The organism is Enteractinococcus coprophilus (assembly GCF_006716305.1).
GTDB classification, from domain to species: domain Bacteria; phylum Actinomycetota; class Actinomycetes; order Actinomycetales; family Micrococcaceae; genus Yaniella; species Yaniella coprophila.
Genome location: NZ_VFOU01000001.1, coordinates 307,588 through 321,115 on the forward strand (window position 1 = coordinate 307,588; position 13,528 = coordinate 321,115).

12 protein-coding genes are annotated in these 13,528 nt (G+C 53.7%); all 12 read right to left on the reverse strand.

Annotated features, from left to right (window positions below):
* Positions 1-23 precede the first annotated feature (23 nt).
* The 12 genes from FB556_RS01430 to FB556_RS01485 all read right to left on the reverse strand — a co-directional run bounded on the left by FB556_RS01430 (position 24) and on the right by FB556_RS01485 (position 13,528).
* The gene (locus FB556_RS01430) at positions 24-1,424 is read right to left on the reverse strand and encodes a lipopolysaccharide biosynthesis protein (protein ID WP_141864080.1); all 1,401 of its coding nucleotides are present in this window, start codon (positions 1,422-1,424) and stop codon (positions 24-26) included.
* On the reverse strand, positions 1,421-2,722 hold the full coding sequence (locus tag FB556_RS01435; protein ID WP_141864082.1) for an O-antigen ligase family protein: 1,302 nt from the start codon (positions 2,720-2,722) through the stop codon (positions 1,421-1,423). Before FB556_RS01435 ends, FB556_RS01430 begins: the two co-directional genes overlap by 4 nt.
* A 3-nt stretch (positions 2,723-2,725) precedes the next feature.
* A complete protein-coding gene (locus FB556_RS01440) occupies positions 2,726-3,730 on the reverse strand; it encodes a glycosyltransferase family 2 protein (protein WP_141864084.1) in 1,005 nt (334 codons plus the stop codon).
* Positions 3,717-5,003, reverse strand: a complete 1,287-nt coding sequence (locus FB556_RS01445) for a glycosyltransferase (protein ID WP_170200317.1) — start codon at positions 5,001-5,003, stop codon at positions 3,717-3,719. The genes FB556_RS01440 and FB556_RS01445 overlap by 14 nt, the downstream gene beginning before the upstream one ends.
* 67 nt (positions 5,004-5,070) lie before the next feature.
* The gene (locus FB556_RS01450) at positions 5,071-5,718 is read right to left on the reverse strand and encodes a sugar transferase (RefSeq protein WP_141864088.1); all 648 of its coding nucleotides are present in this window, start codon (positions 5,716-5,718) and stop codon (positions 5,071-5,073) included.
* Between the two features lie 69 nt (positions 5,719-5,787).
* Entirely contained in the window at positions 5,788-6,897 is a 1,110-nt protein-coding gene (wecB, locus tag FB556_RS01455; RefSeq protein ID WP_281280451.1) for a non-hydrolyzing UDP-N-acetylglucosamine 2-epimerase, read from the reverse strand.
* A 5-nt stretch (positions 6,898-6,902) separates the two neighbouring features.
* Positions 6,903-8,012 (reverse strand): polysaccharide biosynthesis C-terminal domain-containing protein, encoded by a 1,110-nt coding sequence (locus FB556_RS01460; RefSeq protein WP_141864093.1) that lies wholly within the window; start codon positions 8,010-8,012, stop codon positions 6,903-6,905.
* Positions 8,009-9,055: a polysaccharide biosynthesis protein gene (locus tag FB556_RS01465; protein ID WP_141864096.1), complete on the reverse strand. Its 1,047-nt coding sequence runs from the start codon at positions 9,053-9,055 to the stop codon at positions 8,009-8,011. The genes FB556_RS01460 and FB556_RS01465 overlap by 4 nt, the downstream gene beginning before the upstream one ends.
* Positions 9,052-10,365, reverse strand: coding sequence for a glycosyltransferase family 4 protein (locus FB556_RS01470; RefSeq protein ID WP_141864098.1), 1,314 nt, complete (start codon positions 10,363-10,365; stop codon positions 9,052-9,054). Before FB556_RS01470 ends, FB556_RS01465 begins: the two co-directional genes overlap by 4 nt.
* A gap of 5 nt (positions 10,366-10,370) precedes the next feature.
* Positions 10,371-10,976 (reverse strand): arsenate reductase/protein-tyrosine-phosphatase family protein, encoded by a 606-nt coding sequence (locus FB556_RS01475; RefSeq protein WP_141864100.1) that lies wholly within the window; start codon positions 10,974-10,976, stop codon positions 10,371-10,373.
* Positions 10,973-12,403, reverse strand: a complete 1,431-nt coding sequence (locus tag FB556_RS01480) for a tyrosine-protein kinase domain-containing protein (RefSeq protein WP_141864102.1) — start codon at positions 12,401-12,403, stop codon at positions 10,973-10,975. The genes FB556_RS01475 and FB556_RS01480 overlap by 4 nt, the downstream gene beginning before the upstream one ends.
* 27 nt (positions 12,404-12,430) lie before the next feature.
* Complete coding sequence (locus FB556_RS01485; RefSeq protein ID WP_170200318.1) at positions 12,431-13,528, reverse strand: ATP-grasp domain-containing protein; 1,098 nt, start codon at positions 13,526-13,528, stop codon at positions 12,431-12,433.

A 13,528-nucleotide genomic window follows, 5' to 3' on the forward strand; every position in this document is an offset into this window, starting at 1 on the left:
GAACCCCTCTTGCTCGAGAATGTCTAGTCTTGTAACCGTTGTTCTGGTTCTGGCTGCATGGTGCGAGCCTTCGGGTTTCTTGACGCCCCTAAATACCCGGCTTTCTTCAGGGCACGGGTTTGCGCCAGCACGAGCGGAATCATGACGAGTGCGTGGGCTATGACAATGGCTGCCCAGGTGTTGATGCTCAGGGACAGTATGTAGGCCAGTGGAATTTTCATGATAGCGGCAACGGGCATCCACACCATCTGTGGTCGCAATGCGCCGGTCCCATTGGCAATGGTGGTTCCGGCATACATAAACAATTGCACTCCGACGAGTAAAACGAATGCTAGTGCCTGCCACCAAACCACAACGATCTCACCGGGACCCAGCCAGAGATTAAAAATACTTTGCAACAGCGGGACTAGGACAAGTCCCATCAAGGTCGCGCCCGCAGCAATCAGATAGAGGGTCCTGGCTGCGTTACCGATCCAGCTCTTCTTACCTTCGGCCGCAGCCGATGTGACGGCTGACCAGAATGGTTGGGTTAGCAATTGAAAAGCCATCGTCACTACCGTGAACACACGTAAATGCACCTGATAATCTACGACATCTGCACTACTAAACACGGTGGTGATCAGGATTTGGTCCGTTGACTGTACAACCAACAAGGCCAGCTGCACGGCGAAAAACCCGAGGCCTAATCCGCCAACACGGCGCATCGCCGTCAGAGAGGTTTTCCAACGCGGGTGCATCCCCGGGATGATAAATGAGAACAGCCCGATGTGTACGACCAGCAGCGGAGCGACTGTGGCCACAAAGAATATGCTAGCGAGTCGCAACAAGTCGGTTTCGGTATTGCCGGTGCCACCGAACAATAAAAAGATCAGAATGATGGTCGATGTTGCTAAGGCCGGGGTGTGCGCAATGACCATTCGTTGCAGCCCGTATAAGATCGAAATCGCATTTCGCAAAAACAGCTGCACACAGACTGTCCCCAGGACGATCACTAGCGTGAGTTCAAGAACTTCGGTTCCTACATTAGTATTCTCTAGGTCAAAAATACGCTGCCAGTCAATGAGGTGAATAGTCAAATACCCCAACGCGGCAACGACAATCATGACAACGAAGGCCAGATGATACCCCGCTGAAATGAGCTCGCGAGCGCCGCCATGTTCTTTGTCAGACATCGCTTGTGCAACATTATTTCTCAGGCCGTTGCCAACGCCGAAATCGAAAAATGACAAGAAAGTCAAGAGGGATAAAACTGTAAACCAAGTGCCCAGGACCGCGCTATTTGAAAAGTAGCTCAAATATGCTGGCATCGCGGCAAGGCTCAGCAGAATCGCAACACCCCGAAGGACTGCTGTACCGGTGATGTTGCTCAGCAGAATCCGATTAGCTGACACGATTGCTGGGATCTTGTCCAAAAGCCGCCTCATACTTGCGCCACCTTCCCGACAAGATTCTGGAACTTATCCGGGGTCCGCATCCTCGACAGGAAGTAGAACAAGAACACGAAGGTCACCAAAATCGCATTATGGGGCTCTTTATTCACGATGATCAAAAAACAGATCAGGATGATAACTCGCTCACTGAGACTGATACTCGTATCTAGTAGGACAGCGAACCATCCCAAAGTGTATAGCAGTCCGACAATCCCCAAGGCAGCCAGAAAATACGTGCTGGTCGAGGTCTGCGCGGCAACACCTGAACTAGCCATCTGATCCCAGACTTCCTGGTTTGCGCCCTCAAAGCCCCAACCGATCAGTGGGGAATCACTAAAGATCTGAAAATTCAGATCTAACACTTTCATCCGTGATGAGCTCTGTAATGCTTCTTGTTCCAGTTTGCCAAAGAGCTCGGGATTAAAAGCGATGAGCCGGCGAATGATGGATTCAAGCTGAGTGTAGGCCGTCAGTGCGAGCAGTGAAATGAAAAAAGCAATGACTCCAGTGATGGTCGTACGTCGCCGGAATAAGGCCAGGGCCAGCGCGGGAATAACCAGCAAGAACCCCGCAGTCGACTGTGCAATCACAATTCCCAAGAGCAACGAAACAATGACCCATTTTCGTACCGGAGCTATCCTAAACGAGATCTCAGCTAATAACGCGATCACAATGAACGAGGCAAAAAGCCCAGGTTCCCAAAAGGGTCCCATGGATCTGTCGATCGGTAGACCATCCCACCCCAGCAATAAAAAGTAAATAACACCATTGTTGTATACCGCGCCGTTGTAGTTGATGACTTCATTGCCCACTAGCGGCAGTTCGAAGACGATAAACAGCAGCCAGGCGGCCAGAGCAATCAGCGAAAATACTGCCATTGCCCCACAAAACCAGTGCACGAAAATGTCAAAGGGTATGGCCTGTGAAAGCAGGTAGCCACACATGATCAATACCGGAACCTGCAACGTACCAGGCAATGATGCATTGGACTGGAGCAAAGCACTCAAAAGTGCTGTCACAGACAACACCGCTGCGAATGCCAAAGGGAGCCAGTTGCTTCGGGTAACCAGCGGTTTGCCAGTCATGACAAACCAGATGAACAAGACCCCGGTCAGCCCAAGCGATACATGCACGGTTCTGGGCAAGACGGGGGTAGTGGTCAGAGCGTAGCCACTGAGAATCACAATGGTGGCGGTGAGGAATACACCAACAAGTATCGTCGTAAGACGTAAAATAGCGTCTGTTGGTGCTGTTTGCTGCTGGGGGCTGCTGAGCCGTTGCGTTTGATACATCGTTTACGTTCGCAACCAGTCACGTATTGACGAGGTGATGGATGTTTCGCCGTCTATTCTCAAAAGTTTGCCAAGGATGCGTCGCACGGCAGTTTTCATACGTGCAGATGCGGGTAGCAGGATGATCTTCGCGATTTTCTGCTCGTAGTCTCGATCAGGTTCAATCTTTGGGGGATGTTGCAACGGAAAATCCAGAGCAATTGAGTCCATACCGCAAAATCGCCGTGTCATCTCGAGTTGCAAGGACGTGCCACCGTGCTCTGCATATTCATCAGCCCCAATATTCCGTATTTGATTGCGTCCCGGTGAGATTCCTAGCAGGTTATGTTTCCGCAGCGTCCAGGCCATGTGATAGTCCCAGGAAATAAACTGCTGTCCCTGGTTGAAACGTTGACGTTCGGCTTGGATACTCCGCAATTGTTGTTGGAAAAGCCCTTTGTTCTCATATCGGGACCGTACCGTGGAGATGGTGTCGGGGTCTTCTACTGAAGCCAAATCGACGTCGTAATAATGATTGAATTTCTTGCCCCAAGATGCCCAGCCGCAGGGCAACAGATGCCGGGTAAACATGTAGCTGGCGGCATTTGCAGGCTCAAAGCTTTCCAAGTAATTCGTGCCACAAATCCATAGGACTTCTGGGGTGTGCTCGTATTTATGGAGGAGCTCACGACAATAATCGAAAAACGTTACTTCAGGGACATTGTCGTCCTCGAGAAAAATCGCGCATGGTTCTCGTTCGAAGACCCATTGTGCGCCCATACCAATATTTTCAAAAACGCCCCGGTTTTCTTGGGCATAATGCTTGATGACTTCGCAGTCCCAGTCAATGGCGGCTTCAACTGCTGACCGCACCTCAGCGACTAATGAACGTTCTTCATAGTTTCGTCCTGCATCTGAGAGTAAGTACAGCCGTCGTGGGGCGCGCATGCGCACTCGGTCCAGCACTTGTAATGCTGACTCTTTACGCCTGAACAGGAAGAGTACGACGGGGATGTCAAACGCGTCCATAGCGTTCCTTACGTTGAGTTGTAACGGCATCGATCATGCGAAGAATCTTTTTGGTTTGCACCTCAGGGTTCTTCTGTTCCTGTACGAAGGTTCGTGCTCGGTGCCCGAAATCGCGTCGTTGTGCTGGAGACTGTGCCAGGACTTGTTGGATCGTCTTGGCCAACGACGCGATGTCATTTTCTGGAACGATAAAGAGATGCTCCCGGTATTCCGCTGGCATACCATCGAGATCGTAGGCAACCGTAGGAGTGCCGCTGACCATGTATTCCATCAGTTTCGACGGAAACGAATACTTGACATATTCCTCCGTGTTTTGGCGAGGATTCACCAAGACTGTGGCTTGCCGTTGCAATGCAACGACCTCCTTGTGAGGCAACAGACCTTGATAGATGATCCGTTGGTCAGAGGTGGCGTATTCTTCAATCGCCTGGACGGCATCTCCGACACCGCATAGCACCAGTCGTAATGATGGGTCGGTGAGTGTGCTGAATGCTTGAACCAATTCCAACACTCCGAAGGCTGCGTTGAGGCCACCGGTGTAGACAATCATGGTGTCTGAGCTAGCGGGTGACTCCGTGGAGCTTTGGTCGAGATCAGGTGCATCAGACGGTGGGGCGATCCCCTCGATGACGACATGGGGCTTGGTAAATCCCATGTAGGAAACCATGGGTTCGGTCAAGACCACCGCACAGTCAACATCTTCTAGTGTCTTGTACAGGCGCTTGATGAGCAGTTTTCCTAACATCTTCCGAGGCAGCGACCGTTTTGCGCTCAAATTCATAAAACCAGGCAGGTCTGGAACGACTAAGCACGTAACGATGGTCGGGTCCAACCGTTTTACACGTCTCAAGGAAAACGCCATGACTGCCGAAAAAGAATACGCTATGACGGCATGAGGCGGGCGTGCAGTTTGGATCGCTGCGCTGAGAGTCCGTCGGAGACGAAAGTATCTTGACACATGCTTGACCCCGGGGAGATTTAAAAATCCAATCCCTTGGCCTCCTGCTCCGCTGACTATCTCAAGCTGAAAGTCTGGAACTCTGATTTTCTTGAAATATTTCGGGAACGAGCCAAGAAAAGGCGAAGAAACTACGTTAAGTTTCGATCCGAGATGGCTGGCAAGTCCGCGCACGAGATTCCACTGCATGACGTTGGCGGCATTATGAATATTGCCTTTACTATTGCGTTGAATCCAATCTGCCGAGGCTTGTGGAAACATGCCGCCTAGAAAAATCATATCCGGCTCATACGGCCTCTCGTTATCCAGACCCACTACTTGTACCGTCCTCACTGGCATTGTTTTTCATCCGGGCTTTGCAAAGCTGATTCATGATCAGTTACTAGGCGGCATCTGCGGCCTGCTGGTTAGCTGTTGCGGCTCCCGTAAATTCGGACGAGGCGACGTGCCCTTCGGCGCTGATGCCCGACCGGTCTAACACGGCTGCCACCGTTTTCCACACGATCTGACAGTCCAGACTCAAGCTGCGTTGCTCAACGTATTCGACATCCATATCAAGCCGATCGGACCAGTTCAGCAGGTTTCTTCCGCTGACTTGTGCCAGCCCGGTGATCCCTGGCCTGACTTCGTGGCGTCGTCGTTGGTGTGCATTGTAGCGCGGGAGGTATCGAACATGTAGCGGGCGAGGGCCGACCAAACTCATGTCACCACGCAGCACGTTCCACAGGGATGGTAATTCATCCAGGCTGGTGGACCGAAGCTTTTGCCCAAAGGATGTGATCCGATCCTCGTTGCTGACCAGTCCTTTGGCTTCATCAACGTCCAGCATGCTCCGGAATTTGTAGATCGTAAAGATCTTGCCGTCTTTGCCTGGTCGTTCCTGCTGAAAGATGATGGGTGAACCTAATTTGCTCCGCACCGCTAACCCGACGGCACCAATGATCGGTGATAGGGCCACCAGTGCTACCCCGGAACCGACGATATCAATGGCTCGCTTGAGGTAATCGTATTTTTTCTTTGAGGTGCCCATAAGCTTCCTCCGCATCTATGGTGTGAGTAGTCGTTGTGTGAGAGATCCTGTCTGGTCTCCTTGGCTGCATCAGGTGCGAATACCATGTCGCAGATGGTGGGTCGCTGCATGTGAGCGCACGTAGTTCACGACCCTGCGTGACGAGTCGGTAATCTGGTAGTCACGTGGGATGGTGGGCGGACCATCCTGCTGAAACTGGCAGATCGTTATCCGCACGGCGTCCACAACATCATCGGGATTGAGTCCGGTAATGATGATGGCTCCGGTATCAACGACCTCGGGACGTTCAATCGCATCGCGCAAGGTGACGGCTGGAAACTTCAAAATAGAAGATTCTTCAGAGATCGTCCCCGAGTCTGAGATCACGCATCGTGCGCTGAGCTGTAATTTGTTATAGTCGTGAAAACCCAGGGGTTCATGTAGGCGGATGGTGCTATTGGTCTGCAACTGAAATTCGCCAAGTCGTTTTCGAGTGCGCGGGTGCGTGGACACCAATAAGGGCACCCCCTGATCTGCTGCGACAGCTTGCAGAGAAGCCACGACTTGTTCAAGGCGGTCTTTTCGATCGACATTCTCCTCACGGTGGACACTAGCCAACAGGTATTGTCCGGGTTCTAGTTCCAATCGAGTCAGCACATCTGATGCTTCGATTCGATCACGATAGGTGGCAAGGACCTCGGTCATGGGCGACCCCATAACCGTGACGTGTTGTGGTTTGAGTCCCTCAGCTAAGAGGTTGCGTCGGGATTCTTCGGTATAGGCCAGGTTATAGTCGCTGACATGATCCACCAGGTGGCGGTTGATTTCTTCTGGCACGTTAGGGTCAAAGGACCGGTTACCAGCTTCTAGGTGGAAGACCGGGACTTTCATTCGTTTGGCCATAATCGCTGAAATACAACTGTTGGTATCGCCAAGCACAACCATCGCATCGGGCTGCTCTTGAAGAATGACCCGTTCTGTCCCCCGCAGCACATCGCCGAGTACGGAACCTAGCGAGGTAGTTTCGACTTCGAGAAAGTGGTCTGGAGCTCGCAAACGCAAATCTTCGAAGAACACCTCGTTGAGTGTGTAATCGTAGTTTTGACCGGTGTGCACTAACACGTGATCCGTAGACTCTTCGAGGCGTTGGATGACACAGGCTAGGCGGATAATCTCAGGCCGTGTGCCAACTACGGTCATAACCTTCAGTCGTTTGTGCATGTGACCGCCTCGGTAATCGTATCTGGCCGATCCGGATCGAAAATATCATTCGTCCAAAAAGCCGTGTACAGCATCTCATCTCCGACGTTACGAATATTATGCGTGTACATTGTTGGCATGTCCACACTCTTGGGCTCCTCCCCAGAGATTCGATAGGTAAATACCCGATCGTCGAACAGTCTGCGCAGGTTAATTTCGGCTTCGCCCGCCAGGACCGTGAAACGCTCTACTTTGCGCCGATGGTAGTGATCACCACGAGTAATACCGGGCACGGTTGTGGAAAAAGAAGTCTGTCCTGTACCACCGTGGGAACGAACGATCTCAAAGAATGCTCCCCGCTGATCTGCGTGGCGCATGATGCCAAGCGGTGCATGGTCGGGAAACACGTAGGCCCGATAAGTATTGAACAAGTCTCTGCGAAATGTGGTGCTCAGATCCGGAAACTCTCCGGCCGAGTAGACATCACGGAACTGTTCAAGCAAGCATTTCACCCCGGTGACAGTTTCACAGTGGGCCAGCGTCGCCAAAGCAGTCATCGGCTGTTGGCCTAGCAGCACGTCTGCAGCATGTTGTACATGCAACAGGTGCAACTCTTTATCGTCTTGGACCATTGGCTCTTGGCCGGTGGCTATCAAGTGACTAAAAGTTGCCACAACCGAGTTATAAAACGGTCGTCCGTATTCACCAAAAATATTGGGCAACAGCACATTGCGATATACCATGCCCATTTGGTCGGCGGCCGCAGCAAGGATGTCACCGACTTGTTGTTTTGCGGTGCCGTATACGCTGCCGTTGCCCGCTTGGATACTGTTGCCATAGACCATCGCGGTTGGTTGAGCCTCGGTGTTGGCCAAGGCGCTTACCAACTGTTCAGCCAAGTGCGCATTGCCCTGGGTGATCTCTGTATCGGTGCCCCGGTTGACCCCGGCGAGGTGGATGACCTGATCGGCTGTTTGAATCGCTGCGGTAGCCTGTTCGAGGTCGAATTCTTCACCCAGCGGGATCCCGATGGTTCGGATGCCATATTCTTGGGCTGCTGCCCGGAGATGGAAACCCAGAAACCCGCGGGCCCCGGTGATTGCCATGATGGTCATGAAGCTTTCCGTTCCAGCGGTGCCAGACCCGCTTGTTGTAGTTCGAAACGCACTTCCGGAAGGGTCAGCAATAGCTCTTCAGTTTCGGCCACGGACATGCGCTCCACGGTGTGGGAATCGTAGTCTTGGAAGAAATGTCGGGTCCGATCGCCCTGTTCGTAGTACAGTTCGTAATTCAGTTCACGGCTGTCGGCTGGGATCCGAAAGTACTCTTTGTGGTCCTCGGCCCGGGAAAGTTCTTCTCTGCTTGCCAGTGCTTCAGAAACTTTCTCGGCATGTCGGCTTCCGATAATGTCGATTTTGGCGTCCGATTCAAATAAGTTGATCACGGCTTGAGCCAGATTGCCGATGGTGCATGACTTAGCCTTGCGAATGAACAGGTCGCCTTGTTGCGCGTTGTGAAACGCGTATCGCACCAGTGAGACAGAGTCTTGTAATGACATCATAAACCGAGTCATCTCAGGATTGGTCACCGTGAGATTCTTCCCGGCTTTGAGTTGCTGGATAAACAACGGGATCACGGAACCGCGCGAGTACATGACGTTGCCGTACCGGACACACGACACGATCGTGTCGGAACTTTGGTTGTTGAGCCCAAAGGCACCGGCGATCTTTTCCATGAGAGCTTTGCTCATCCCCATCGCGTTGACCGGGTAGACGGCTTTATCTGTTGACAGGCACACCACCGAGGAGACTCCGGCGTTGTCTGCTGCCCGGATGACATTGTCTGAGCCCAGGGTATTGGTTCGCACCGCCTCCATGGGGAAGAACTCTCCTGAGGGTACTTGTTTGAGCGCTGCTGCGTGGAAGACATAGTCCACCGAGCGCATGGCACGTTCCACGCTGAGATAGTCTCGGACATCACCTAAGTAGAACCGTAGCCGGTCACTATTGAGGTCGTGTCGCATCTGGTCTTGTTTCGCTTCGTCACGGCTCAGGATCCGGACTTCTTGGATGTCTTCTCGTGCTAAGAGTGATTTGGCGACGGTATTGCCAAAGGAGCCTGTGCCGCCGGTGATCAGTACAATATTTCCGTTGCTCATGATGCCTTCTCTACAGGTTTGCGTGATGCGCGTTGCGCCCCGATAGCGCGAGTCAAAATAGATTCGACGGCGGCCATCGCAGCGTGTTGCGACATATTTTCTTCATATAGTTTTCTGGCGTTGGCGCCCATTTGGGCTCGTTGCGACGCCGTCATGTGGTATGCGGTACGAAATGCTGCAGCCAGGGATTCGGGGTCCTCCGGATCAGCAACGAGCCCGGCGTGATGTTTAGTAATCAGGTCCGCCACGTCTCCTTGAACCGTGGTGATGACTGGTACCCCCGAGGCGAGGCTGGCTTGGAGTTTCGATGGGATGGTCGTCCGAAAAATCGGGATATCTTTCAAAGTGACCAGTTGGAAATCAGCTTCCTGGTATTTCTTGGCCACGGCTTCTTTGGATAGCCGGCCAAGGAACTTGATATTTGAGGCTCCCTCAGCGGCTTGCTGCAGTACTGTTTCCTGGGTTCCGCCGCCGGCAAGTTCAAGCGTAAAATCGTCGGTGTCTTCGAAGGTTTTCGCTGCTTCGATGACGGTGTTGAGGTCCTGCATCACCCCGAAGTTGCCGCCATAGAGCAGGCGCAACCCGGCATCAGTAAACGATACTGCCGGTTTGACCTGAATGGTCGACTCGACCGCCCAGTTGTAGACCACCGAGCACCGATTGGCCTGATTGCCTCGGTCAATGAGCAGCTGTTTCATCCCCGGCGAAATCGCAATCAGCCCGGCAGCGTTCCCGTAGGCACGTTTCAACCAGGGTTGCATGATGTTGCGAATCATCGTATTGGTTTTGGAGTTGGTTACCATCCCGGAATCGGTGACTGATTCCGGCCACAGATCCTGAACGTGTATGACGTACGGGATGCCCAGGGTTTTCTGCCAGACCTGTGCCGGAATAGCAGCAGTTGTCGGGCTACCGTAGACGTAAATGACATCAGCATTTTTGATGGCTGAGGTTACGGTCAATGCACTGATGCTAAAAGTCAGAAAATTGGCGATCCGTTCGAGTGCTTTACGCGAGTAATTGACAATCAGCGGGACCCGATGCACTGGAATGCCATTGATGTATTCGGTGAAACACAACCGTTGTTTGTATCCGGGATACAGTTTGCCAGCGGGCCGGTTCGGATATCCGGTGACCACACTGACCTCGTGGCCCCGCGCTGCCAGGGTGTTGGCGATCGTCGAGGCGATTCGATGGGGTTCTGGCGTATAGAACTGTGACAGGATCACGATCCGTTTGGGTCGCTCACCTTCTGCGGTCGTGCGGCCTTGCGCACCGGCAGCGGATTCATCGTACAAAGTGTGCTTCATGACCGTTAGGACCTCTCCTGTAGTTTCCTCTGATGCGTGGCGAAAACGCGATGAAAGAACGCTGCGATCTGGTCTACCGCGTCGTAAATCTGTTGTGCCGAACGTTCAAAGGCTTGATGCGAGCGGCCGTAGGGGTCTTCGACGTCATAGCGGCGTGCAGGTGACAGCCGCGGTACCATGCCGCGCATCCGCACCACGGTCTCCAGCACCGCAAATTCGACATCCGTATGCCGTTGCACCACAGCGCGCACATCCTGTTCTTCGATATGCGACACAATGTGGGCCAGTTCCAGCAGCGTGAACGCTTGTCGAACAGCAGGAAGGTGCAATAGGACCGCGGCGCTCCGATGATGCCGTGACATGCCGATGATCAGGTCACTATTCGTCAGGGTTTCAATGGTCAAGGCCCGGGCTCGGTGTGCGGTGGCGTCTTCTAGGCCGAATCTGGCGACAATGCGATGCATCTCGGTTGGCATTCGGTCCCCTGTCAATGGGGACAGACCGGCGCTTTCGGCACGGAAAAACTTGGGGTCAAGACGGTCGGTGAACAGTTGCGCGCTCAGCGGCGAGCGGCAGACATTGCCGGTGCACAGCGTCAGAATGTGAATCATCGTCTCGCCCTCGCATTACTGAAAGTGTCCAGCATGCCGTAGGAAGCTCTTGCGCTTCGCCGGGAGGCACCGGGAGTGGCAGAGGTTTCTCGATTCGTGATGAAGCCCAGCAGCCGGCTGTCAACGGTTTCTAAGGATTCCAAGGCTTGGATGATTTCACTCCATTTGGTGTGATTCAGCGAGACCACCATGATGACGCCTGACGTGAAAGTCGATGCGACTGCCGCATCCGTTACCGGCAGTACCGGAGGCGTATCAATGAGGACGTAGTCGGAGATTGCTTCGAGTTCACGAATCAAGTTACGCATGACAGGTGATCCCAGTAATTCACTGGGATTTGGTGGGATCTGGCCGGCGGGCAGTACGGTGAGCTCATGGAGTCCCCAGGGTTGGAGCACATCGGTGAGACTGACCTGATCGATTAGGACGTCGCTGAGTCCTGCGGTTCCTTCGATGCCCATAACCTCGGCAACCCGGGGTCTGCGCAGATCGGCGTCCACCAGGGTGACCCGGGCACCGGATTCAGCCAGCACGATGGACAAATTGGCTACCGTGTGTGTTTTACCTTCCCCGGGCACCGCACTGGTGAGCAGGTAGGTTTCGGGGCCGCCAGAACCTAAAAACTGCAGATTGGTGCGCAGCATTCGCAAGGCTTCGGCGCGAGCGGAAGAGGGTTCATCGTGCACAATGAGTGGATGCTGGTGGATCTTGTCATCGTGGGGAATGCGTCCTAGTACCGGCAGGCTTGTAACGTTTTCAAGGTCGTTGGCGGTATGCACTCGGGTATCGAGCAGGTCACGAACCACCACCAGGCCAATTCCTAATAGGGTGCCCATAAATACCCCGATTGTGCCGTTGCGAATGTAATGTGATCCGGTATGCGGTTCGGGAACCGAGGCCAAATCTACGGTACGCGCTTGAACCGGACTGTGCTGGCCGCTGTTACTGGTCTCAAGCTCGTTTTCGACAACCTGGATAAAAACCGCCCCGGTTGTGTTGGCTATGCGGGCAGCTGTCTGTGCGTCGTCGTGGGCGGCGGTGATTTTCAACAGGACGGATTCCGGCGGGGAACTAACGGTTAGTGCTCTGCTGAGCTCGGCCTGCAAGATGCTGCCGTCAAGTTCTTCAGATACTTGGTCAAGCACCAAGGTAGTTTTGACGACGTCAGCGTAGCTAGGCATCGCGGCTTGTGCGAAATTTGCACCCTGCAGCAGGTCGTCGGTGGCTCCGCCCCCAGTGGCCCGCACCGATATATATAGGGTGGTGGTGGCCGTATATTTTGGCACCAGCTGTGTGGAAGCCAACAATCCCAGGACCAGACCCAACACCGTGCCCAGAACAATGGTCACCCAGTGTTTGATGAGCATATGGCCGTAATTGCGCACGTTGACGTGAACGTCCCGCTGCGGGGGCTGTGACGTCTGCATGTTCACGGCTGACCTCCTGGGGTTGTCCTAACGTGTGCCACTCAGCGTTGATGCGGTGCTGATGCCGGTCGGTGTGCTGGTCTGGTTGATATTTTCGAAGCCGATAATGCCTTCGTGTTTGGCTCCGACAAAGTCATGGCGATAGCGATTCCACCCGGGGCGGGGTGGTACCCCCAGAGTGGAGGCCAGCAAAAAGTGCGGGACGTCGGCACCGGCAATATGGTTGAACGGATAACCGCCACCAAACCGCGGGTTGATGTCAATGACATGTGGAATGCCGTCGTTAGATACGATCACATCGACATCGACCGTGCCTTGGATTCTCAGGGTCGCGTTCAGGGCAGTGGCCAGACCGTTAAATGGTCGGGGATCCACGGTAATGGCTGCCGAGGTTTCGCCGTGTCGCATGCCCAATTTCCGGCGTCCCAATAAGCCTTCAACGGGACCGCCGCGAACCGGGGTGATGATATCCAATCCGTACTCGATGCCTTCCAGCGCCGGTTGCAAGATCATCTCATCGAGCTGGGTGAGATCGTTTTCGATGAGTTTCGTCCCGTAGGTGTTGAACCACTCGTAGGCTTGGTCCGCAGTGAAGTGGCGCAACCCTGAAGAACCACTACCCCACCGATCTTTGACAATCACCGCAGCGGATCTTTCAAGTAGGTCGTAGACGCCTTTAGCATCGGAGGCGACTACCGTTTCCGGTGTGGGTACCCCAACCCGTTCCAGGGCGCGGCTCATGGCCAGTTTGTCGGCTACTTTCCGATGTCCGGCGGCAGAGAGCACCGGCACCACCACCCCAGATGCCCGAATCTGATCGGCTAAGCCCTGGGATAGGACTGTCAGCTCATGATCATTCAGGGAGATGAATAAATCCGGTTGTAGCTCGTCGATCACCTCCAAAAGGTGCTCGGCGTAATGGTCGTCGTCAAAAGCTGGCATGGGTCGGTAGTGATCCGCAGCGGCTGCGGTGGCAGCTACCGGGTCATGTTCCAAGACGTAGACATCACCAGAAAGTCCGGCCTGGCGCAGTGCTTCTTGGAACCAGCGAACGACGTAGACCCGGCGTCCTGCACAACTGATGATGATTCGCATGTCAGTGTCTCCCAAATGACCGGTTGTCAT

Excerpts from the sequence above, each read along its gene's own strand:
- FB556_RS01430 (WP_141864080.1), bottom strand. The coding sequence starts at position 1,424 with ATGAGGCGGCTTTTGGACAAGATCCCAGCAATCGTGTCAGCTAATCGG.
- FB556_RS01435 (WP_141864082.1), bottom strand. The coding sequence starts at position 2,722 with ATGTATCAAACGCAACGGCTCAGCAGCCCCCAGCAGCAAACAGCACCA.
- FB556_RS01440 (WP_141864084.1), bottom strand. The coding sequence starts at position 3,730 with ATGGACGCGTTTGACATCCCCGTCGTACTCTTCCTGTTCAGGCGTAAA.
- FB556_RS01450 (WP_141864088.1), bottom strand. The coding sequence starts at position 5,718 with ATGGGCACCTCAAAGAAAAAATACGATTACCTCAAGCGAGCCATTGAT.
- wecB (WP_281280451.1), bottom strand. The coding sequence starts at position 6,897 with ATGACCGTAGTTGGCACACGGCCTGAGATTATCCGCCTAGCCTGTGTC.
- FB556_RS01460 (WP_141864093.1), bottom strand. The coding sequence starts at position 8,012 with ATGACCATCATGGCAATCACCGGGGCCCGCGGGTTTCTGGGTTTCCAT.
- FB556_RS01465 (WP_141864096.1), bottom strand. The coding sequence starts at position 9,055 with ATGAGCAACGGAAATATTGTACTGATCACCGGCGGCACAGGCTCCTTT.
- FB556_RS01470 (WP_141864098.1), bottom strand. The coding sequence starts at position 10,365 with ATGAAGCACACTTTGTACGATGAATCCGCTGCCGGTGCGCAAGGCCGC.
- FB556_RS01475 (WP_141864100.1), bottom strand. The coding sequence starts at position 10,976 with ATGATTCACATTCTGACGCTGTGCACCGGCAATGTCTGCCGCTCGCCG.
- FB556_RS01480 (WP_141864102.1), bottom strand. The coding sequence starts at position 12,403 with ATGCAGACGTCACAGCCCCCGCAGCGGGACGTTCACGTCAACGTGCGC.
- FB556_RS01485 (WP_170200318.1), bottom strand. The coding sequence starts at position 13,528 with ATGACAACCGGTCATTTGGGAGACACTGACATGCGAATCATCATCAGT.